We start from the raw sequence: 20,723 nt of genomic DNA on the forward strand, positions 1-20,723 counted from the left end.
TTACCCAACACTCTCTTATGAAATATTCACTTGCACTCTCACTGCGGCTTTTGGCATTTGTTTTGGCCATACTTCTGCATTCATCGCACCTTCTGCAGGCCCAAAACAAAAACTTCAAATTTGGCCAGCTTAGCATTGACGATGGCCTCTCCAATACTAATGTCATCTGCATTCTACAGGACAGCCGTGGTTTCCTATGGTTTGGTACTCGTGACGGGCTCAACAAGTATGATGGTTATAGCTTTACGGTTTATAGCCATGACGCTGAAGACAGCACGACGCTGGGCTCAAACCTTATAACGGGTATTGTCGAAGATGAGAATCATTATTTGTGGATAACCACGGAAGGTGGGGGGCTTAACAGATACGACAGGTTTAGTGATCGTTTTCAAAGGTTCCAACACAACAATAGCGATCCTGAAAGCATCGCCAGCGATATTGCTGTCAGTCTGGCGCAAGATAGGCAGGGCAACCTTTGGATCGGAACGGAGAGTTCCGGGCTCGACTTTTTTGACAAAAAGACGCAAAAGTTCACGCATTATAGCCACGACCCTGCCGACCGCCTGACGTTAAGTGACAAGAATGTGGAGGCCGTATATGTCGACAAAGACGATAACGTATGGGTTGGCACAAACAAAGGTGGGCTTAATCTTTTGAATAGAAAAAATTCAACATTTACACGCTTTATCAACGATCCGGCGGATCCAACTTCACCTCTGGCCAGTAATTATGTAAGGGCAATTTATCAGGATAAAAAGGGAAGACTGTGGATTGGTACCGGTGGTGGAGGATTACATTTATATGACTATGAAAGCGGCAGCGTAAGCAAGGTTCAGACCCAGAGAAGAATAGGCAACGAAATGATTCATGCCCTTGGCGAGGACGATGAAGGGAACATTTGGATCGGCCATGAGAACGGATCGCTTGTGATTTACAACCCAGCATTGGGCACTTTTGTTGACTACGCCAAGAGTGAAGGCGAGTTCGGCTTGAAGAGTAATTCGATTTGGTCGTTTCTGATGGATGCCAAAGGAACCATGTGGATTGGGACATTCAATGGTGGCGTAAATTTTGTCGACAAGGACGTTAATAAGTTTGGACACTATCAGCACAATCATTCAACCAATAGCCTCAGCAATAACATGGTACTTTGTTTTCTTGAGGAGGACAAGGGAAACGTATGGATTGGTACCGATGGCGGCGGGCTGAATTTGTTCAATGAAGCAGATAAGTCCTTTGTTCATTATGAGCATGTCGAAGGCGATCCCAATACTATCTGCGGAAACTATGTGCTCACGGTGATCAAAGACGATGAGGATAATCTTTGGATAGGAACTTGGGGCAATGGGCTAACAGTATTCAATAGGAAGAAAAACACATTCAGGCATTATAAAAACGACCCTGCCGACCCGGGCAGCCTCAGTAGCAATAATGTTTGGAGCCTGTATCAGGATGTCGACGGCAATATTTGGGTGGGTACCTACCACGGAGGGCTAAATCGATTCGACAAGGAATCTAACAGTTTTGAGCGATTTGTCGTCGAAGAAGGTAATTCAAAAAGCCTTTCTAATATCAATGTAACGTCGTTTCTGGAAGATGAGCGTGGCAATCTTTTGATTGGCACCCATGGTGGAGGAGTTAACATTCTTAATAGACAGACAAAGGAGTTCTCGTTGTTTGAAAATGGTAAGCTATCAAGCAATATGATATCGAACCTTACCAAAGACTCTAAAGGCAACATACTTGTCAGTACCGACAACGGACTAAATATAGTAGACAAGACCGGGCAGTCTGTAGAAGTTATTCAGACGGCAAATGGCTTACTTAACAATACGATAGGCGGCGTGATAGAAGACCCGGAAGGCAACCTTTGGATAGGTACCAATGGCGGCATTTCGAAATATAACCCAGACAAAAAGGAAATAAAAAACTACACAGCTTCTGATGGACTCCAGAAGGCCGAGTTTAAGGACCATGCCTATCTCAAGTCCAGCAACGGGATGTTCTACTTCGGAGGAAATGATGGTTTCAATGTCTTTGACCCGGATAGCATAGAAAGCGTTTCATTCGATCCACCCATCGTGTTGACGAGCTTTAAAGTTTTCAATGAAGAACTACCCATTTCTGCGGCTGACAAAAGTAAGTACCAACTGAAGCGACATATTGCCGAAGCCAACAAGGTGACGCTTTCTTTTGAGCAAACCGTGTTAACCATTGAGTTTGCGTCGCTTAACTACACCACCTCCGAAAGGAAGAACTATCAGTATATGCTGGAAGGGTTTGATGAAGAGTGGAACAAAGTTGGCAATAAAAATTCCGCCACGTACACCAACCTGGATCCGGGCAACTATACTTTTTTGGTCAAAGGGTTGGACAACGAAGGCAATTGGTCAGAAAATGTAGCCAGACTGGAAATTGAGATTCTCCCACCTTTTTGGCTTACCTGGTGGTTCAAAATATCTACCGTTATTGGAGTTGTTATTCTTTTGGTTAGCTACTACAGAATTAAAATGGGCAGAGTGAAGAGCCAAAAGCTGCGGCTTGAAAAGCAGGTGGAAGAACGCACCAGGCAGTTGGAAACTTCTACTAATCAGGAGCGTGAGGCCCGGTTGGAGGCGGAAAAAGCCAACAAAGCCAAAAGCGTTTTCCTGGCAACTATGAGTCACGAAATACGAACGCCATTGAATGGAGTATTGGGAATGGCCTCTCTTCTGGCTGAAACCCCCCTCGATGACGAGCAAAAGGAATATTCCGAAACGATCAAGATTTGTGGTGAAGGTCTGTTGAACGTTATCAACGACATACTTGACTTCTCAAAAATTGAATCAGGCAATATCGAGCTCGAAGAGAAAGACTTTGACCTGAGAAACTGTATCGAAGAAGTGCTGGACATGTTCGCCAGCAGGGCCACCGTGGCCGGACTTGACCTCATCTATCAGATCGACTATAATGTGCCGACGCAAGTAGTGGGGGATAGTCACCGCTTGAAACAGGTATTGGTAAACCTTGTTAGCAATGCTATCAAATTCACCAAAGATGGAGAGATTTTCGTCAATGTAAAACTGGGACAAGGCTCAAATGGCACGTTGGGGTTGCAAATTGATGTGAGCGATACTGGCATAGGAATTCAGGAAGACAAGATTGAACGCCTTTTTAAGCCGTTTTCACAGGTCGATAGCTCAACTACCCGTGAGTATGGGGGAACCGGTCTAGGCCTGGTAATCTGCGAGCGACTTGTAGGTCTGATGGGTGGAAAAATTGAGGTGCAAAGTACTCCTGGTGTTGGCACAGTATTTTCCTTTAACATGGTTGTTGGAACCAGCCAGCAGGCGCTGCGCACCTACGTGCATTTCAATGTTGCAGGCTTGGAGGGAAAGAAGGTGCTCGTGATTGACGATAATTCTACCAACTTGAAGATTTTGAGCAACCAGCTTGAGCTGTGGAAGTTGGCGGCCTCAGTCGCCACGTCGGGCAGCGAAGCCATCGAACTGGTGAAACGACGAGGTGCCTTCGACCTCATCATCACAGACATGCACATGCCGGAAATGGACGGAGTGACGCTGGCAAAAAGCTTGAAAAAGCTACATAAGGATACGCCCATTATCCTCTTGAGTTCTTTGGGCAACGATCATCACAAGACATACACCGATCTGTTTGCCGAAGTGCTCACGAAGCCAGTTCGCCAAAGTGAGCTTTATAAGGCGATTATCGACCAACTAAAGGGTAAAACGCATAAACCAAAAGAGGAGCCAGCAACATCTAACCAGTTGAACGCAGAGTTTTCGAAAAAGCACGGACTCAAAGTGCTAATTGCCGAGGACAATCTGGTCAATCAAAAACTAGCCGAGAGAGTGCTGAGCAAGCTCGGGTATAGTCCGGTAATCGTTCAGAATGGACAGGATGCCGTGGATGCTGTTCGCAGCGGCGGCTTTGACCTTGTGTTTATGGACGTACAAATGCCTGTACTCGATGGCCTTGAGGCCACCAAACAAATACGGGCTCTACCTGGCGACCAGCCGGTTATTGTGGCCATGACTGCCAATGCCATGCAGGGCGATAGCGACATTTGTATTGCTGCAGGTATGGATGACTATATCAGCAAGCCAATAAGGGTAGAAGAACTCGTTGTGTTGCTTAGGAAAGTATCGACTATGAGTGTAACAGCCTGATAACGCCGATTAGACTGTATTCGCCTTCACCTGCGTTGCCTGATACCTTTTTGTAAGGTTTAAAAGCGCAGCACGGGCATCCCTGCCGAACAAGCCGCCGTGGTAGCAGACGAGTCTGCCTATGGCCAATCGCTCAAGCTTGTTAACCGATGCAAGGGCCTTTGGCATGTCCAGGGTGAATTGAGGGTTGGCTATTTCCAACGCTCCATTTTCCACCACTACAGCATCTGCGGCTATCAGGGTTTGGCTATGCTTCAAGTAGATGGAAATATGGCCTGGCATGTGGCCTGGCGTATGAATTACTTCAACTCCTTCCAGCAACTCTCCTTCATTATTCAGCCTAAATACTTTATCGACCGGAACAGCTTTCATTCGCTTGAGTTGGTCAATAAAATAGCGTGCTCCTTCTTTGTAAGCCGCCGGGAGCTGATCATAGGTGTGTTCAGCCTGGATCAGTCTAAGCGACTTTTTGCTGCCGTCGATATACCCCGCTTCCAGATCTGAAGACCAAACCTTCAAGTGTGGGTACTTCTCCTTTATTTCAAACAGGCCTCCCATATGGTCAATATCATGATGGGTAATGAGAATGCCGGTTAGCTCATTGAAGGAAAGGTTGACCTCAGACAAGGCCTCTTCCAGCTTCGGTAGGAAGCCTTCGTAGCCGCAGTCGATGAGCAAGGTTTCATTGCCCGATTGAATGACTGTAGGGTAAATGGCCTCTTCGGTGCCATTGAAGTTGAATTTGATCTCAAGTATATGAAAGCTCATTTGAACAGCCGGTTAGCGTTACAAATGACCCAATACGAGAAATGAGGAAAAAAAGTTGACCTGCCTCCCAGGCTTTAAAGTGTCACAAAACCTACAATGACGTACAGCACCACTGTGATGCCACCAGCCACAAGCGCATAGGGCATCTGGGTTCGCACATGGTCGATATGGTCGGAGGCCGACGCCATCGACGAAATCATCGTAGTGTCGGAAATGGGAGAGCAGTGGTCGCCGAACACGCCGCCACCCAGTGCAGCGGCAATGGCCACGTGAGGATCGGTGCCGAACGACTGCGCCATGGGCACAGCAATGGAGATCATAATCGCAAAAGTGCCCCAGGAGGTGCCTGTAGAAAAAGCAATGAAACAGCTCACTGCAAACACGATGGCCGGCACCAGCGCAGGCGACAACCAGCTTTTTGTCACTTCCGCAACGTAAAAACCTGTGCCTAATGTCTTACAAAGGCTTCCAATGGCAAAGGCCAGCACCATGAGCAGTGCCATGGAAATCATCCCGCTCATGCCTTTTAGCGTCAGGTTAATCATTTCTTTGCCGGTCATGATGCCCTGCAGGCCATACATGGTAGCCGCCACAGCCAGCGAAGTGATCACGGCATAGGTAACAGAGGCAGAGCCTGATCCACCGCCTATGGCCTCGAAGACGGCGTCAAACATGCCGGGCTGCTGCGACCAGTTGATACTACTCCAGCCAGTATAAACCAGAAAAATGGGCATCATCACAACCATGGTCACGATGGGGACGAGCATATTGATGGCCCGCTGGGGCTTGCCTTCAATGGGTGCTATGATGGTAATCTCCTCTGATATCATTGGTGTGGCACCATCCGCAATTACTTTACCTTCTACACGAGCCCTGGTTTCGGCCTTTTTCATCGGCCCGAAATCTTTGTTGGTAATGATGATCCAAAAGAGAAAAGCAACGGCCAGCAATGGATAAAAGTTAAACGGTAGCGAGGCAAAAAGTGTAGAAAAAGGCCGCTCAAAGCCTTGCATAAGCAGCAAGCCCATGATATAGGCTCCCCAGGCATTGAACGGGATCAAAATGCATGAAGGCGCTGAGCTGGAGTCACATATATAGGCCAGTTTTTCTCTGGAAATTTTCAGCTGATCAAAGAGTGGTCTGTACAATGTGCCTGTAGTAAGCACTGAAATATTGGACTCAACAAAAATGAGCATCCCCGTAATACCCGCCAGTAGCCTTACATAGAGGCCCTTTTTTTCTGCATTGTCCTTGTGGGCGCTCTCCATTTTTTTGTTCACATATACAATGAAGCCCTCCACACCGCCAGACCGCTGAATGAAGGCAATCAGGGCACCGATAAACAAGGTGAATATCACCGTTCTGGTGTTTCCGTCGTCTTTGAACACGTCCACCATCGCCTGCACAGTATTTAACGACCCTATGAAAGGATTCCACCCCGCCAGAATGACGTAGCCCAGCCAGATGCCTATGATAAGTGCAACAAACACCTGCTTGGTGCGGATAGCGAGAAAAATGGCGATAACAGGAGGGAGGAGCGAAAGAAAGCCGTAGTGATCCATGTATTGAATTAATCGTAGTCAGCTAAAACTACTAAATGATTTTATAAAAATTGTGGCTGAAATGATTAATGCTTAAAATCGTTTTTGAATTCAACTGGAAGAGCCAGTCTAGCCATTGAAAGACCGTCGAAAACTATGACAAAGTATATCAAACCATTCTTCATAATAGTAGCACTGTCTGCGTGCCTGACAGGTTGCGAACAAGCCAGCGAAGAACAGAAAGAACCCATTGCAGACAAAAAAATCGCCGAGCTCAGGCTGCAATTTGCTCCTGATAAACGGGTGGCCTTGTTTCAGGTAGCATCACGAAATGAAGGATCAAAGATCGTATTAACTGGTGAAACGAATATACCCGAGGCAAAAGCAGCACTGCTCGATTCGCTAAAAGACCGTGGGCTGACTGTCACCGACAGCATAGAGTTGTTGCCATCGGCGGCATTGGGAGGAAAAATTTTTGGGTTGGTCAACAACTCTGTCGCTAATATCCGTTCGGATCCCCGCCACTCGGGCGAATTGGCCACTCAGGCACTTTTGGGCACTCCGCTCAACGTGTTGAAACAAAATGGTGAGTGGTACCTGGTTCAAACTCCGGATCAGTACATTTCGTGGGTAGACCACGGTGGGCTTGTTGTGCTGGATAAAGCTGGTTTCGAAACCTGGAAAGGCACCGAGAAAATCATTTACACCCGGGTTGCCGGATTCTCATACATGGCTGGCAACGAAACTGCTCAGCCGGTTTCGGACCTTGTAATGGGTTGCGTGCTGGAGCTGGCTGGCGAAGAGAAAGATTTCTATCAGGTGAAATATCCTGACGGACGAAAGGCATTTGTCAATAAAAAGGAAGCGAAGCCAGTAGACACCTGGCTGGCACAGGCAAACCCCACAGGCGATAATTTAACAGACATTGCTTTTCAGCTAATGGGCGCTCCCTACCTATGGGGCGGCACATCCACGAAAGGAATGGATTGCAGTGGCTTTACCAAGACGGTATACTTCATGAATGGCCTGGTGATTCCACGTGACGCTTCGCAGCAGGTGCATGCCGGGCAGCCGGTTCAATCGGAGCAGCCATTTGATCAATTGGAAGTAGGCGATTTGTTGTTTTTTGGTACACCAGCCACCCCGGAGAAGAAGGAACGGGTGGTACACGTGGGGATGTGGATTGGTGACAAAAAGTTCATCCATGCGTCAGGCCAGGTGCGGGTCAGCAGCGTTGACCCCGGCAACGAGCTTTACGATGAATACAATGTCAATCGTTTTTTGAGGGCCCGCAGGTATGCACCTAATTTTGAGGGAAGCATCCTTGAAATGAAAAATGAAGTTCTTTTCTAATGCAAACGACTGGCTTAGGTGCGTAACCCTTGGCTTCGGGAATAAACTATCCTCCAGAGCTATGAAATGGTGACCGTATACCTTTTTTCGCCCTTCTTTTTCTCTGTCTGATGGTTGACTGAATACCTGACAGGTTTTTCCTCAAACCTAATGAGGCCTTTTCTTTGGTGAAAAAACCTTGCGGCATCACTAATGGGTGATTTCGGTGCAGTTATCTCGCTCATTATTTATCTGGTTTATGGTGTCTACGTGGTAAAATTACCACGAGGCTCTCAACCAGAAAATGAGATCGGTCAACAGGCGAAAAAGACTTTTGTCAGTTTTTTTGACAAGTGTCAGGTCAATTCTTTTTTTGCAGCGAGGGCTGCTCCAATAATACCGGCATTATTCCTGAGCTTCGCAGGCACCACCTTGGTGTCAAGATCCAGGTACCTGAAAAATTCCTTGTGTTTTTTGGAGATGCCGCCGCCCACGACAATCAGATCGGGCCACAGCAGAAATTCGAGCCTCTTGAGGTATTCATTGAATCTTTTGCCCCAAACTTCCCAGTCAAGCTCTTGCTTTTCCTTCACACTGGCAGATGCATAGTGCTCCCCGAAAGTGTTGTTCACCATAATATACCCCAGCTCAGTATTAGGGAAAAGCCTTTTCTTGTAGAAAATGGAGGTGCCGATACCTGTTCCCGCAGCCACCATGATCACAGAACCCTTTTCCTTTTTGCCGGCACCAAACTTAACTTCGGCCAAGCCAGCAGCATCTACATCGTTGATAAGGTGGGTAGGGCAGCCAGTGGCCATTTCGAAGGCCTTACCCGCATTGAGACCAATCCACTTTTCGTCGATATTGGAGGCGGTCATCACAATTTCTTTCTTGATGGCAGCCGGGAAACCAATGCCAATGATGCCTTTCCAGTCAAAGTGTTCAACAATGGCTTTAACTGTGGCAATCATTGCGTCTGGCGTGGCTGGAGAGGGTGTAGGGATTCGGAACCGATCTTCCATGAATGAGCCTGTCCTTGTATCCACCGGAGCTGCTTTCATGCCAGTGCCACCAATATCAATGCCTAAAACCACCATTGTACTCTGTTTAAAGGATGTTTCCGCTAAGCTATAATATCTCTTTCTATATAAAAATTATTCTTTTACTCTCTTTTGTAGAACAAATAACACTGTACCTTCGTATTAGTTCTACAAAATAGAATGACTATGAAAGGCGACGTATTGGGTGAGTTTGAAGAAATCATCTTGTTGATAGTAGGGGTGCTTGGCCAGGATGCCTATGGATTGGGTATCAGAGACGAGCTTGAAAAGCAAACAGGCCGCAGTGCGGCCATAGGCGCAGTGCACGCCACGCTCAACCGGCTGCAGGAAAAGGGATACGTGGAGTCTGGCATGACAGAAGGAACGCAGGAGAGGGGAGGAAGACGAAAAAGGGTTTTTCAAATGACTGGTTTGGGAAAAAAGGCACTGATTGAGTCAAAGGATGTGCGGGTCAATTTGTGGAGCCAGCTACCCGATTTGAATGTTGGAAAAATATGAACAATTCATCTCCAGACATCGGAAGACCACCCATTTGGGCCGACAGGTTACTGGAATTCTTCTGTAAAGGTGAGTTGCTGGAAGAGGTGCAGGGTGATCTTGCCGAGTACTATTTCAGAATATATCAGCAGAAAGGAAAGAGGAAGGCGGGTATCGTCTATTGGTACCATGTGATCAACTTCCTGCGCCCTTTTGCATTAAAAAAGCTAAAGTCAAACTCAAATACAACAACAATGATTCGTTTCAATCTAATGATTGCCCTCAGGAACCTGAACCGCTACCGGTTCTATTCTTTCCTGAACATCTCCGGCCTCGCCATAGGGCTGGCAAGCTGCCTTTTTATCATGCTTTTTGTGATGGATGAGCTCAGTTATGACAAGTTCCATCCCGACTATAAAAGGATATACAGGGTGGCGTCAGACCTGAGGTTTGGCAACAACCAATTCGATTTTCCTTTGTCTCCTGCGCCGATGGCTGAATCCTTCAAGAAAGATTTTCCGGAAATTGAACAAGCCGGTAAGCTCAAAAGGTACGGCTCTGCCATTGTAAAAAAGGGAGATGTGTTCTATAAGCAAAGTAATGTTTTCTATTCCTCGCAGGGCATACTGGACATCTTTAAGTTTCCGGTGGTTTATGGATCACTTGAAAACGCCATCACACAACCCAACAACATCGCTCTTTCCCGCTCCGCTGCAGCCAAAATATTCGGAGATGTGGATCCAGTCGGTGAAGCCCTTGTGCTGGACAGGCTTACGGTAAAAGTCGCTGCCGTGTACGACGACCTGCCACGCAAGAGCCATTTCCATCCTGAAGTGCTTATTTCTATCGAAAATGACCGGGGTAACGACAATATGTGGCTGGGCAACAACTACTACACCTATTTTCTGCTGAACGAACAAAATGATGCGAATGGGCTGCACGACAAGTTCGCATCTGTATATGAGAAGTATTTTGGTCCGCAGCTGCAGCAGTATGTAGGTGTTGATTTTAAAGACATGATGGCTGCCGGTGACCATATCAACTACTACCTTCAGCCTGTAGCTGATATCCACCTTACCTCTCAGCTGGCGAACGAAATAGAACCCAACAGCAGCATGGATTATGTATATATTTTCAGTGCTGTGGCTGTATTTATTTTGATCATCGCTTGTATCAATTTTATGAACCTGTCAACCGCCAGAGCAACGATTCGGGCGAAGGAAGTGGGTGTAAAAAAGGTGCTGGGATCGATAAAAAATCAGCTGGTGAGTCAGTTCCTTACCGAGTCGGTATTGTTTTCGGTGCTGGCGTCCCTGATTGCTATTGGCATTGTGCTGGTGATGCTGCCAGCCTTCAACTCATTCACAGGGAAGGACGTCTCTTATATCCTTTATGAGCAACCCATCGTTTGGCTTTACCTGCTGCTGGCTGTGGTCGCTATTGGCATGTTGGCGGGGCTTTATCCGGCGTTTTACTTGTCCCGTTTTCAGCCAACCGATGTGTTGAAAGGCACCTTTCAATCAGGAACGAAAGCAAGCTGGTTTAGAAATATCCTGGTGGTATTTCAGTTTGCCACCTCCTTGTTCCTCATCATCGGTTCACTCACTGTATACAAGCAACTTAAGTATACCCAAAGCAGAGACTTGGGTTTCGATAAGGAGCAAGTGGTGGTGCTGGCCAATGTCGACAACCTGGGAGACAAGGCCCGGGTGCTCAAAACTGAGCTGGCAAAGAATGCCGCCGTCAAAAATATTTCATTGTCTTCCTTTTACCCATTGGGCGATTACCGGTCCGATTCTCCGTTTCTACCAAAGGAATCGAGCAGCAACTCAATTGAGCAATCTGTTTCATGCCAGGTTTGGCGGGTCGATTTTGACTATGTCAAAACATTTGAGATGGAGGTTGTAGAGGGGCGTGATTTTGATATCAATATGCCAAGCGACTCTTTAGGCGTGGTGATCAACGAAACAGCTGCGAAGCGGTTTGGGTTTGAGAACCCCATAGGTCAGAAAATCAAAACTGTGGGCGACTTTGACTACGAAGGTAAAAATGAATGGACCATCCTGGGTGTGGTCAAAGATTTTCATTTCGAATCTCTTCGGAACAACATCGTACCAGTGCTGCTCTATATCACGAAGTACAATGCCAGCTTTATGTCGGTGCGGTTGAATACGCAAGACCTTCCCAAAGCGATGGTCGATTTGGAGGACACATGGGACCAGGCAGCAGGCGGAGTGCCCTTTGAGGCCAAGTTTCTCAACCAGTCGTTCGAGGCAAAATACCAGGCAGAAAACCAGCTCGGGACCATATTTGCGGTTTTTTCAGGCCTGGCCATTTTCATTGGCTGCCTGGGGCTTTTTGGGCTCTCAGCCTACACTGCCGAACGCAGAAAAAAGGAGCTGGGCATACGAAAGGTGCTTGGCGCAGGCGTATTGACGCTCGTAAGGCTTTTGTTTTCAGAGTTTTCTATCCTGCTGCTGGTCGCCATTTTGGTAGCAGTACCTCTTGGATGGTACGCAATGGATGTGTGGTTGAGTGATTTTGCTTATCGAACGTCGCTCGGGCTCGACATTTTTGTGCTCTCCAGTCTCACCGTCGTGCTGGTAGGGCTGGCCACAGTTAGCTTTCAATCCTTTAAGGCTGCCAGGTCAAATCCGGTCGACAATCTGAAATACGAATAGCGAGCCAGACAGACAAGCTGTCAGACCAACTTGTTTCTTTTCAAGCTCTCCCGTAGTTTTTCTATGGGAGGGTTTTTCATTTTATCGTCGCCCACTACTACCATCGGGAATTTGACCTGCCCTCCGTTCATCGCCTTCACTTCCTCCATTGCCTTGTCATCTTTTTCGATGTCCAGAAATTCGAAGTCTACCCACTCACTTTGCAGGTAATTACGAAACCCTGATGTTTTTGGGCACCAGTCGGCGCCATAAAGTTTTGGCTTTTCGCTCATACGGAAGAGGTTTTGGCAAAAATATTAGAAAGTCTGTCTGCATTTTGAATGACCAGCGGAGTAATAGCCATTGTTATGATAGCAACCGGAATGAAAACTTTAAAGTTCGTTTCTGAAATCAACCCCTGATTGAAGCCGGCTTTCACAAGGATGAACGAAAACTCTCCGATTTGCATGATCATGAGCGAAGAAATGATTGCCGTTTTAGTGGATACACGTAGCGATTTTCCAGCAAGGAAGCCACCGAAGAACTTGACGATGAGAATGAGAAATACACCCATCATCACAAGCAAAGGGTTTTCAAGAAAGACCCGATAATCGAGGAGCATACCAAGTGATATAAAAAAGAAGCTGATAAAGACGTACCTGAATGGTAAAAAGCAGCTGATGGCCAGTTTGTTGTAGTCAGTTTCAGCCACGATCAATCCTGCTATAAACGCACCCAGCGCCAGCGAAAGTCCAAGGTAGGAAGTGATCGTGGTTATCATGCAAACAATAAAAATGGTAGCGATCAGGAAAACCTCCTGGCTTTTTGTTTTCATTACTGTGGCCAGAAACGGCGGTATCAGGTATCGGGCAGCCAGCACAGCACCTGCTAAAAGCGCCCCAAGCTTCAGTACCAGGATGGCTATGTCCATGACCCAATCGCTACTCTGCCCCGACAGGATAGGAACCAAAAGCATCATGGGAACGATGGCAATGTCTTGAAACAACAGAATGGCAAGGATCAGCTTGCCGTGGTCGGTTGGAATTTCTATTCTGTCCTGAAGCTGTTTGATCACTATGGCAGTGCTGCTGCAAGTGACAATAAAGCCCAGAAATACCGCCTGGTTCCATGACACACCGAATAGCTTTGAAAGAAGCGTTGAAAGCAGAATTGTGAATATCACTTGCAGTGTGCCTCCCACCAGGACATATTTCTTAATTTTCAGGAGGTTCTTGATGGAAAACTCAAGCCCAACGGAAAACAGAAGAAGAATGACCCCAATTTCCGCAAATACTTCCACTTCGGTAGCACCATTTAAGATACCGAAGGTGGTGGGGCTTACAATGATTCCGGTGAGCAGAAAACCAACGAGATAGGGGATTTTAAAATAATTACAGATAAGTACAACCAGGATAGTTATACCGAAAATTATACCTATAGTAAGTAAAATAGGAAGATGCATAAGGGAACTGGGTTGGTGGTATGCTTTTGTCTAAAATTTCATGAAATTTCCAACAATAGCAAAAATTCAATCGCAGAAGTAGTAATTTGAAAGGCTCACGCCGGAGAATTGAATATAAAGGGCAACGCTCAGCAGAGAAGGCTGTGCCGGAGCGGGAGTGAAGGGTTGCCCTAAGGGCCGGCGATAGTAGAAGCCCAGAAGATTGAAAAAAAAACAAAAAATGCTTTCAAATAGCTTTGTGTGCGCACACATTTTTTATACCTTGCAACAGATTTGGAAACAAACGACACCAAGATGACAACAAAAACCGCCAAAGGATACGACTTCGTCGCTGTGCCTGACATCAGAACAGTAGATAAAAAGGAACTGACACGTTTTGAGAGGATTCCCACAGAGATTCTGCCTACCAGTCAGCTGGCATCGCTGACCGTGGCCAGGGAAATTGCTGAGCTGATCAAGTCCAAAGCTGCCAAAGGAGAAAAGTGTGTGCTGGGACTTGCCACCGGTTCCACACCAACGCAGGTGTACAACCAGTTGGTAAGAATGCATAAGGAAGAGGGGCTCAGCTTCAAAAATGTGATCACATTCAACCTTGATGAGTACTTTCCTATGCAACCAAATGAGTTGCAGAGCTACGTGCGGTTCATGAAGGAGTACCTTTTTGACCATGTGGACATAGACATGGCCAACGTAAATATACCTGACGGCACCGTAGCCAAAGAGAATGTTTACGAATACTGTAGGAATTATGAGGCGAAAATTGACAGCGTAGGGGGCATTGACCTTCAGCTGTTGGGCATTGGCCGCACAGGTCACATCGGTTTCAACGAGCCAGGTTCTTCAATAACCTCTCCAACAAGAATGATCACCCTCGACCACATCACAAGGGTGGATGCTGCAAGTGACTTTTTTGCACAGGAGAACGTGCCACGCCACGCCATTACCATGGGTGTTGGCACTATTATGAAAGCCAAGAAGATCATTCTGATGGCCTGGGGCGAAGGGAAAGCCAAAGTTATAGCAAGAACAATTGAGGGCGAAGTTTCGGAGCAGGTACCTGCTACTTACCTCCAGCGTCATTCAAACACCCAATTTTATCTCGACATTTCTGCTTCAGCAGAGCTCACAAGAGTGAAAACCCCATGGCTGGTGGGTGAGGTTACCTGGGATGATTACTTATCGAAGAAGGCTATTATCTGGCTTTGCCAGAAGATGGAAAAGCCTGTCCTCAAGCTCACCGACAGAGATTATGCAGAGCATGGCATGAGCGATTTGGTGACCGAGCATGGCCCCGCCTACCAGATCAACATCAGGTTGTTCAACGAGCTGCAGCACACTATCACAGGGTGGCCGGGCGGCAAGCCCAATGCCGACGATACACACAGACCGGAAAGGGCAATGCCTGCCACAAAACGTGCGATCATCTTCAGTCCACACCCCGACGACGATGTAATCAGCATGGGAGGTACGTTTATCAGGTTGGTCGACCAGGGACATGAGGTTCATGTAGCTTACCAGACATCTGGTAATATTGCGGTGTTCGACGATGATGTGATTCGTTTTGCTGACTTTTTCCGTGACTTGAGAAAAGAGTTCAACTATTCCAATCCTCAGGAAACAGATCTCTATAAAGGAGTGAAGGAAGCTTTGAAAAAGAAAAAGCCAGGAGAGGTAGACACACCAGAAGTGATGAAGATCAAAGCCTTGATAAGGCGTTCAGAGGCCAAAGCGGGTGCCAGGTATGTCGGCATTCCTGATGAGCAAATGCACTTTCTGGACATGCCGTTCTACGAAACAGGTAAGGTGAGAAAGAAACCTATTGGCGAAGACGACATTAAGCTCATCATGGACTTACTTGACAAGGTGAAGCCTCACCAGATCTACGCAGCGGGTGACTTGTCGGATCCACACGGCACACACAGGGTATGTCTTGATGCCATCATTCAGGCAGTTGACAGAATGAAGGGTGAGAAATGGATGGATGACTGCAGGGTTTGGCTCTACAGAGGTGCGTGGCAGGAATGGGAGATTGAGAACATCGACATGGCTGTGCCTATTAGCCCTGACGAACTCATGAGGAAGCGAAAGGCCATCTTCAAACACCAGTCGCAGAAGGACGCTGCTGTGTTCCCGGGCAACGACGCCAGAGAGTTCTGGCAACGGGCCGAAGACAGAAACCACGACACCGCCAGGATTTACGATTTACTTGGCCTGGCTGAGTACGAAGCCATTGAAGCATTCAGAAGGTATTATTTTTAACGAAAAGGGGGCGCTAAGCCCCTTTACTTTTTTATGGAAAAGAAGCCAATTAAGATTGCAGTCGCCCAATTTCAACCTAAGGATGGCGACAAGGCTTACAACCTCTCGGTCATTGACAAGCTCGCCAAAACAGCCAGCGACAGGGGTGCCGACGTCATCAGCTTTCATGAAATGTCGGTGACGGCCTACACGTTTTTCAAGAACCTTTCAAAGGATGAGGTATTTGCCCTGGCTGAGTCGGTTCCAGGTGGCCCAAGCTGTCAGCAGTTGATAAACATTTCCAGAAAACACAATATAGCAGTGTTGGCTGGCCTTGTGGAACTTGACGGGGATAAAGTATATAACACCTATGTGTGTGCAACAAAAGATGGTGTGATAGCCAGGTTTCGTAAGCTTCATCCATTTATTAGTGAATACCTGAGTCCCGGCAACGAGTATGTTGTTTTCGACCTGCTGGGTTGGCAATGTGGCATCCTGATTTGCTACGATAACAATGTAGTAGAAAATGTGAGGGCTACCGCACTATTGGGTGCCGAGGTCATTTTTGCGCCTCACGTAACCATGTGTACGCCGTCTGCCATGCCAGGCAGAGGTTATGTCGACGATGCTCTCTGGCAAAAAAGAGACACCGATCCTGTGCCACTTCGTATGGAGTTTGATGGTCCGAAAGGAAGGGCCTGGCTGCTCCGCTGGCTGCCGGCAAGGGCTTATGACAATGGTGTGTACTACGTTTTCACAAACCCTATTGGCTATGACGGCGAGCACCTGAAAAATGGCAATTCTCTTATCCTTGACCCGTATGGGGATATTTTAACTGAAATCAAGAGCTTTGAAGATGAGATAAGCCTGGCGACCATAACACCCGAAAAGCTTACACTTGCCGGTGGCTATCGTTACAGAAAGGCCAGGAGACCTTCACTCTATAAAGATATTATCGGCAAAGAGCATCAATCAAGTACTCAGCCTACCTGGTTGAAACCTTAGCCCTTGTTGACGATCAACCGTCTTTTTAATTGCTTGCCAGCATAATCTCCCTGTAAGGGCCCCACTTTAAAGGGTCTTCTTTTTGCTGTTTTCTCTTGAGCACCACCAGCCTGTCGCAAGTAAAAGACTTCTGAAAGCGCAGGTTTTTGATATCATCCCAGGCTTTCTCAAACAAATCGAGGGGAATAGTTCGCCCGAGGGTAATGTGCGGATCGTAGCTATGCTTTCGCAGCCTGAAGAAGTTAGCCAGCCACTTTTGAAGGTAAACGATGCTGTCCTTTCTCTCTATGTTCACGTAAAGCGTTCTACTTTTTTGCCCGTGAGAGTAGTAGTCAAAACCATTAACATCTACCTGAAAGGAGGGCATCCAACTAATATTCATCAGTTCCAGCATGTGATCCATTTGATCAGTGCTGGAAATGTTAAAAAGAGAAATGTGCGGCGTGGAATGATGCCCTGCATACCTGCTGCCGATTGCGTTAAAGACACGATCTTTCAATACCACAATGTCTTTTTCTATTTCTTTTAAATGGATCAAAAACAAATATTCGAATACCTGTTGACTTCTCTGGGCTGGAAACAAGGAAGAACTTTCGCTCATCTGGATCAAATTTTAGTCTTGGTTTTCATATTAGTAAAAAGAAACGATTTAATTCGCCATAAGTTTACAGATCATAGTTTTTCGAACACAATTGGATGCAGTACCTCATAGGTTTAGACATTGGCACTACCAGCACAAAGGCAGTAGCATTTGGCGTTGATGGCAGGCAGCTCAAAGTAGTCAATAATAATTACCCTCTTATTTCTCCGCAGGAAGGTTGGTTTGAACAAGACCCTGGACAAATTGTCAATGCGTCGGAAGCTGCGCTGAAAACGCTTGTTGAACAGTTAGGTGAAAAGCCGATGGCTGTAAGCATCTCGTCGGCCATGCACGGGCTGATGCTGATAGGCAAAAATGGAGAACCTATAACGAACCTGATTATTTGGGCGGACAATCGAAGCGACAAAGAAGCCAGACAACTAAAAGCCAGTAAAGAAGGGGCTGCCATCTATTTTGCGTCAGGTACACCCATTCACCCCATGTCGCCGCTGTGCAAAATGCTATGGCTGCAAAAGAACCGTCCGGACCTGATGCAGCGGGCAGAGAAATTTGTTTCGATCAAGGAGTACATTATCCATAGATGGACAGGGGAGTACCTGTTGGATCAGTCGCTGGCTTCAGCCACCGGCTTATACAATAACGAGCAGACAAAATGGAATGACCTGGCATTGCAAGTGGCGGGCATAAAAGGTTCACAATTGCCTGCCGTATTACCAACAACGACAATTCTCCCGAAACTCAAAGCTGGCATAGCTCAGCAGCTTGGTGTCGAAGTGGATACTCCGGTGATTATCGGGGCCAGTGATGGCTGCCTGGCCAACCTGGGATCAGGTGTGCTTGATACAACCACCGCCTCGCTCACTATTGGCACCAGCAGCGCCTACCGCAAGACTATAGACAAATTTGTCAGAGACGAAAAGCAAAGTGTATTCAACTACATCCTCACAAGTGACTTGTACGTTGTTGGCGGGCCTTCTAACAATGGCGGTGTGGTGGCCCAGTGGTTCGAAAAAGAATTTGGCGATGGGGAGTTTGACGAACAGGCGCTGCGATCGGTAAGGCCCGGCAGTGACGGTTTGATTTTTCTCCCTTACCTGCTTGGTGAAAGAGCGCCGATATGGGATCCGGAATCAAAGGGTGTGTTTTTCGGCGTACAGATGAACCACACGAAAAATCATTTCTATAAGGCCGTGTGGGAAGGAGTTTTCCAGGCTGCTCATCATATTGCGGAAACTGTTGACCAGGTAACGGGTGAGGTAGAAAAAGTGGTAGTTAGCGGCGGCTTTGCCAAGTCGGACTACCTGATTCAAACGCTTTCCAATGTGCTTCAGAAGCCTTGTTGGCTGTGCAATTCTGCTGAAAGTTCGGCATTTGGAGCGGCTATTCTTGGCATGCATGCCATTGGTGAACTGAAGGATTTGAAAGATGCGTCGAAGCTGGTGCATTTTGAAAAGGAGTTTTTGCCCGACCCGTCGGAGGCAGAGGTGTACAGGAATAGCCTGGAAAAATCGAAGAGAATCTACGGCAGACTGAAAGATGAGTTCAACTAAAGTGCCAATGGGCCGCTCACAAACGGTACTTTAGTAGCCTTTGGTATACTTCCTGAATGGGCAAGCCCACCACATTAAAATAAGAACCTTCTATGCCGGTGATGCCAATCATGCCAATCCACTCCTGTATACCATAGGCACCTGCCTTGTCGAACGGTTTGTAGTTACTGATGTAATAATCAATCTCATCATTGGCCAACTCTTTGAAGGTTACCCGGGTCGATACCGAGAAAGAATCAAGGCCGTCCGGTGCAGCAATACAGACGCCAGTAATTACATCATGCGACCTGCCCGATAGCCTGGTAAGCATTTCAAAAGCCTCTTTCTCGTCGGCTGGTTTTTCCAAAAGCTGGTTATCCAGTACAACTGTCGTATCGGCTGTGACAATGATGGCATTGGAAATTTTTTTGCCGTAAAAGGCGCTTTTTTTCCTGGCCAGGTATTCACCCACACCGGTTTTTTCGATGCTATCCGGATAGCTTTCATCCACCTGCTCGGTGTAGACTTCAAAACCAAAGCCGGCTTCTCTCAGCAGCTGTTGCCTCCTGGGGGAGTTAGAAGCTAGAATCAAAGGGTGACGTAAATTCATCTTCTTGAATGGATCCAAACAGAAAACCGCAAATGACTTTGGGGTAAAAATAAGTAGACTTTTGAGGGAGGGTATACCCACTCAAACACACTTCTTTGATTGTTTCGATAGATATGTCCTTGGTGATGACCGCAAACTGCGCCTCTCCGCTCAATACACTCGAATGACATTCCGTAAAATTTCGTTCGAACGATATCTTTTCGGATCTCGTTTGGTCTTTGCCTGCAATGCCCAGTATCTTTTCAAAAATAAAGTAGTGCATCACCGTCAAATCAAGCTCTTTGATTTTATCAGGAAAGTTCCAGTCAATGAGGTCGATGCACTCTGGCTTGAGTCGTATTTTGTAAGCCTCGTCACCCATGAGTAAACCAAAAGCCCATTGCTTACCGAGAATGATCTCATTGACATCGGAAGCGTTTTCCACCGGTTTAATAATAAAATAAGGTGCCAACTTTTCGAGAAGTTGGGCCGGGGCAAAGTCGGGGATGTTTTTCAGCAGGCGATGGGTAGGCAAAATTCTTAAATCGTGCGCCTCCGTGTTGGTGAAGTACATCATGTGGTAATTGAAGGCTTCTTTGCCGGTAGCCGTCGGTTCTTTCGCCAATTGCATTTTTTTGTACCTCAACGATCCTTCATACCGGTGGTGTCCGTCCGCCAGTATTATCTGCTTGTCTTTCATGATGGAAACGATTTTTCGAATCGATTCCGCATCGTTCACTACACCCAGGACATCCCGTACTCCCTGATAGTCCTCTGCTTCATAAATTGGTCGTTGTATGCTGGCATCCAGCATAGCCTCTATCTGGAAGTCGGGGTCGGTATACAAACCGTGCGTGGGGCTCACGTTGAGTTTCGTTTCTTCAAGAATGGCCACCCTGTCGTCAACAGAATGCGGCATCGTGCTTTCGTGTCGCATCAGCACTTTATCTACCCAGTCGTAGGCCCTGATAAACGCAATAAAACCTTTGCGGCAGTATTCTTTGGTGTCGCCTGGCAAGGTAAAATACTGGTAGTAGCTATAAATGCCCGGCACCATGTCCTGAACAATTACTTTTTCGTCCTTCCACTGCCGGAGCGTTTGCCCTGCTTTCCAGGCGGCGTTTTCTCCCTGGGGCACCGACAAATGGATGCTATTGTGCGGGTTTTGGTACAACCTGGCCCTTTGCTTCTCAGAAACAACGTCGAAAAGAGGGGAAGTTAGTTCGTCAATTTGTTTTCGCAGCTTGTAATTGTATCTCCAGGCTTTAAAGGGTCTTATCTCTGCCATTCC

Annotated in this window: 16 protein-coding genes; 7 read left to right on the plus strand and 9 right to left on the minus strand. The window is 47.0% G+C overall.

Features of this window, described 5'->3' with window-relative positions:
* The first annotated feature begins 17 nt into the window (after positions 1 to 17).
* Entirely contained in the window at positions 18 to 4,169 is a 4,152-nt protein-coding gene (locus tag ACMVP2_RS25225; RefSeq protein WP_416865623.1) for a two-component regulator propeller domain-containing protein, read from the plus strand.
* Between the two features lie 9 nt (positions 4,170 to 4,178).
* Here ACMVP2_RS25225 and ACMVP2_RS25230 read toward each other — a convergent pair whose 3' ends face one another.
* The gene (locus ACMVP2_RS25230; protein ID WP_416865624.1) at positions 4,179 to 4,937 is read right to left on the minus strand and encodes an MBL fold metallo-hydrolase; all 759 of its coding nucleotides are present in this window, start codon (positions 4,935 to 4,937) and stop codon (positions 4,179 to 4,181) included.
* Between the two features lie 74 nt (positions 4,938 to 5,011).
* A complete protein-coding gene (locus ACMVP2_RS25235) occupies positions 5,012 to 6,499 on the minus strand; it encodes a Na+/H+ antiporter NhaC family protein (protein WP_416865625.1) in 1,488 nt (495 codons plus the stop codon).
* 135 nt (positions 6,500 to 6,634) lie between these two features.
* Here ACMVP2_RS25235 and ACMVP2_RS25240 point away from each other — a divergent pair, with 135 nt between their 5' ends.
* A complete protein-coding gene (locus ACMVP2_RS25240; RefSeq protein WP_416865626.1) occupies positions 6,635 to 7,831 on the plus strand; it encodes an NlpC/P60 family protein in 1,197 nt (398 codons plus the stop codon).
* Between the two features lie 59 nt (positions 7,832 to 7,890).
* On the opposite strand, the gene ACMVP2_RS25245 is transcribed toward ACMVP2_RS25240, so the two are convergent.
* Together ACMVP2_RS25245 and ppgK are read right to left on the minus strand one after the other, a co-directional pair.
* A complete protein-coding gene (locus tag ACMVP2_RS25245) occupies positions 7,891 to 8,055 on the minus strand; it encodes a hypothetical protein (protein ID WP_339787681.1) in 165 nt (54 codons plus the stop codon).
* A 111-nt stretch (positions 8,056 to 8,166) separates the two neighbouring features.
* Entirely contained in the window at positions 8,167 to 8,907 is a 741-nt protein-coding gene (gene ppgK / locus ACMVP2_RS25250; protein ID WP_151996697.1) for a polyphosphate--glucose phosphotransferase, read from the minus strand.
* A 129-nt stretch (positions 8,908 to 9,036) separates the two neighbouring features.
* Between ppgK and ACMVP2_RS25255 the strand changes: the two genes are divergently transcribed.
* Entirely contained in the window at positions 9,037 to 9,369 is a 333-nt protein-coding gene (locus ACMVP2_RS25255) for a PadR family transcriptional regulator (RefSeq protein ID WP_317491688.1), read from the plus strand.
* The gene (locus tag ACMVP2_RS25260) at positions 9,366 to 12,029 is read left to right on the plus strand and encodes an ABC transporter permease (RefSeq protein WP_416865627.1); all 2,664 of its coding nucleotides are present in this window, start codon (positions 9,366 to 9,368) and stop codon (positions 12,027 to 12,029) included. The genes ACMVP2_RS25255 and ACMVP2_RS25260 overlap by 4 nt, the downstream gene beginning before the upstream one ends.
* A 20-nt stretch (positions 12,030 to 12,049) precedes the next feature.
* Here ACMVP2_RS25260 and ACMVP2_RS25265 read toward each other — a convergent pair whose 3' ends face one another.
* Together ACMVP2_RS25265 and ACMVP2_RS25270 are read right to left on the minus strand one after the other, a co-directional pair.
* Positions 12,050 to 12,301, minus strand: a complete 252-nt coding sequence (locus ACMVP2_RS25265; protein WP_317491690.1) for a glutaredoxin family protein — start codon at positions 12,299 to 12,301, stop codon at positions 12,050 to 12,052.
* Positions 12,298 to 13,470, minus strand: a complete 1,173-nt coding sequence (locus tag ACMVP2_RS25270; protein WP_416865628.1) for a cation:proton antiporter — start codon at positions 13,468 to 13,470, stop codon at positions 12,298 to 12,300. The genes ACMVP2_RS25265 and ACMVP2_RS25270 overlap by 4 nt, the downstream gene beginning before the upstream one ends.
* A 294-nt stretch (positions 13,471 to 13,764) precedes the next feature.
* On the opposite strand from ACMVP2_RS25270, the gene nagB reads away from it, so the two are divergent.
* Both nagB and ACMVP2_RS25280 read left to right on the plus strand, forming a co-directional pair.
* Positions 13,765 to 15,729 carry a glucosamine-6-phosphate deaminase gene (gene nagB / locus ACMVP2_RS25275; protein ID WP_416865629.1) on the plus strand — a complete coding sequence of 655 codons (1,965 nt, stop codon included), beginning with the start codon at positions 13,765 to 13,767 and terminating at the stop codon, positions 15,727 to 15,729.
* A 33-nt stretch (positions 15,730 to 15,762) separates the two neighbouring features.
* Complete coding sequence (locus ACMVP2_RS25280) at positions 15,763 to 16,713, plus strand: nitrilase family protein (protein WP_416865630.1); 951 nt, start codon at positions 15,763 to 15,765, stop codon at positions 16,711 to 16,713.
* Between the two features lie 25 nt (positions 16,714 to 16,738).
* Here the strand turns inward: ACMVP2_RS25280 and ACMVP2_RS25285 are convergent, their stop codons facing one another.
* The gene (locus ACMVP2_RS25285) at positions 16,739 to 17,314 is read right to left on the minus strand and encodes a 2'-5' RNA ligase family protein (protein WP_339787702.1); all 576 of its coding nucleotides are present in this window, start codon (positions 17,312 to 17,314) and stop codon (positions 16,739 to 16,741) included.
* A gap of 95 nt (positions 17,315 to 17,409) precedes the next feature.
* On the opposite strand from ACMVP2_RS25285, the gene ACMVP2_RS25290 reads away from it, so the two are divergent.
* Complete coding sequence (locus ACMVP2_RS25290; protein WP_416865631.1) at positions 17,410 to 18,864, plus strand: gluconokinase; 1,455 nt, start codon at positions 17,410 to 17,412, stop codon at positions 18,862 to 18,864.
* A gap of 16 nt (positions 18,865 to 18,880) precedes the next feature.
* Here ACMVP2_RS25290 and ACMVP2_RS25295 read toward each other — a convergent pair whose 3' ends face one another.
* Both ACMVP2_RS25295 and ACMVP2_RS25300 read right to left on the minus strand, forming a co-directional pair.
* Positions 18,881 to 19,453: a Maf family nucleotide pyrophosphatase gene (locus ACMVP2_RS25295; RefSeq protein ID WP_416865632.1), complete on the minus strand. Its 573-nt coding sequence runs from the start codon at positions 19,451 to 19,453 to the stop codon at positions 18,881 to 18,883.
* Positions 19,419 to 20,720, minus strand: a complete 1,302-nt coding sequence (locus ACMVP2_RS25300) for a DUF1015 domain-containing protein (protein WP_416865633.1) — start codon at positions 20,718 to 20,720, stop codon at positions 19,419 to 19,421. The genes ACMVP2_RS25295 and ACMVP2_RS25300 overlap by 35 nt, the downstream gene beginning before the upstream one ends.
* Between the last annotated feature and the right edge of the window lie 3 nt (positions 20,721 to 20,723).

It is taken from the genome of Imperialibacter sp. (genome assembly GCF_048007035.1).
Taxonomy (GTDB): domain Bacteria; phylum Bacteroidota; class Bacteroidia; order Cytophagales; family Cyclobacteriaceae; genus Imperialibacter.

Bases quoted from the DNA above. Each gene is read 5' to 3' on its own strand.
- ACMVP2_RS25295 (WP_416865632.1), bottom strand. From the start codon at position 19,453: ATGAATTTACGTCACCCTTTGATTCTAGCTTCTAACTCCCCCAGGAGG.
- ACMVP2_RS25300 (WP_416865633.1), bottom strand. From the start codon at position 20,720: ATGGCAGAGATAAGACCCTTTAAAGCCTGGAGATACAATTACAAGCTG.
- ACMVP2_RS25260 (WP_416865627.1), top strand. From the start codon at position 9,366: ATGAACAATTCATCTCCAGACATCGGAAGACCACCCATTTGGGCCGAC.
- nagB (WP_416865629.1), top strand. From the start codon at position 13,765: ATGACAACAAAAACCGCCAAAGGATACGACTTCGTCGCTGTGCCTGAC.
- ACMVP2_RS25285 (WP_339787702.1), bottom strand. From the start codon at position 17,314: ATGAGCGAAAGTTCTTCCTTGTTTCCAGCCCAGAGAAGTCAACAGGTA.
- ACMVP2_RS25225 (WP_416865623.1), top strand. From the start codon at position 18: ATGAAATATTCACTTGCACTCTCACTGCGGCTTTTGGCATTTGTTTTG.
- ACMVP2_RS25290 (WP_416865631.1), top strand. From the start codon at position 17,410: ATGCAGTACCTCATAGGTTTAGACATTGGCACTACCAGCACAAAGGCA.
- ACMVP2_RS25270 (WP_416865628.1), bottom strand. From the start codon at position 13,470: ATGCATCTTCCTATTTTACTTACTATAGGTATAATTTTCGGTATAACT.
- ACMVP2_RS25265 (WP_317491690.1), bottom strand. From the start codon at position 12,301: ATGAGCGAAAAGCCAAAACTTTATGGCGCCGACTGGTGCCCAAAAACA.
- ACMVP2_RS25245 (WP_339787681.1), bottom strand. From the start codon at position 8,055: ATGAGCGAGATAACTGCACCGAAATCACCCATTAGTGATGCCGCAAGG.
- ACMVP2_RS25255 (WP_317491688.1), top strand. From the start codon at position 9,037: ATGAAAGGCGACGTATTGGGTGAGTTTGAAGAAATCATCTTGTTGATA.
- ACMVP2_RS25230 (WP_416865624.1), bottom strand. From the start codon at position 4,937: ATGAGCTTTCATATACTTGAGATCAAATTCAACTTCAATGGCACCGAA.
- ACMVP2_RS25235 (WP_416865625.1), bottom strand. From the start codon at position 6,499: ATGGATCACTACGGCTTTCTTTCGCTCCTCCCTCCTGTTATCGCCATT.
- ACMVP2_RS25280 (WP_416865630.1), top strand. From the start codon at position 15,763: ATGGAAAAGAAGCCAATTAAGATTGCAGTCGCCCAATTTCAACCTAAG.
- ACMVP2_RS25240 (WP_416865626.1), top strand. From the start codon at position 6,635: ATGACAAAGTATATCAAACCATTCTTCATAATAGTAGCACTGTCTGCG.
- ppgK (WP_151996697.1), bottom strand. From the start codon at position 8,907: ATGGTGGTTTTAGGCATTGATATTGGTGGCACTGGCATGAAAGCAGCT.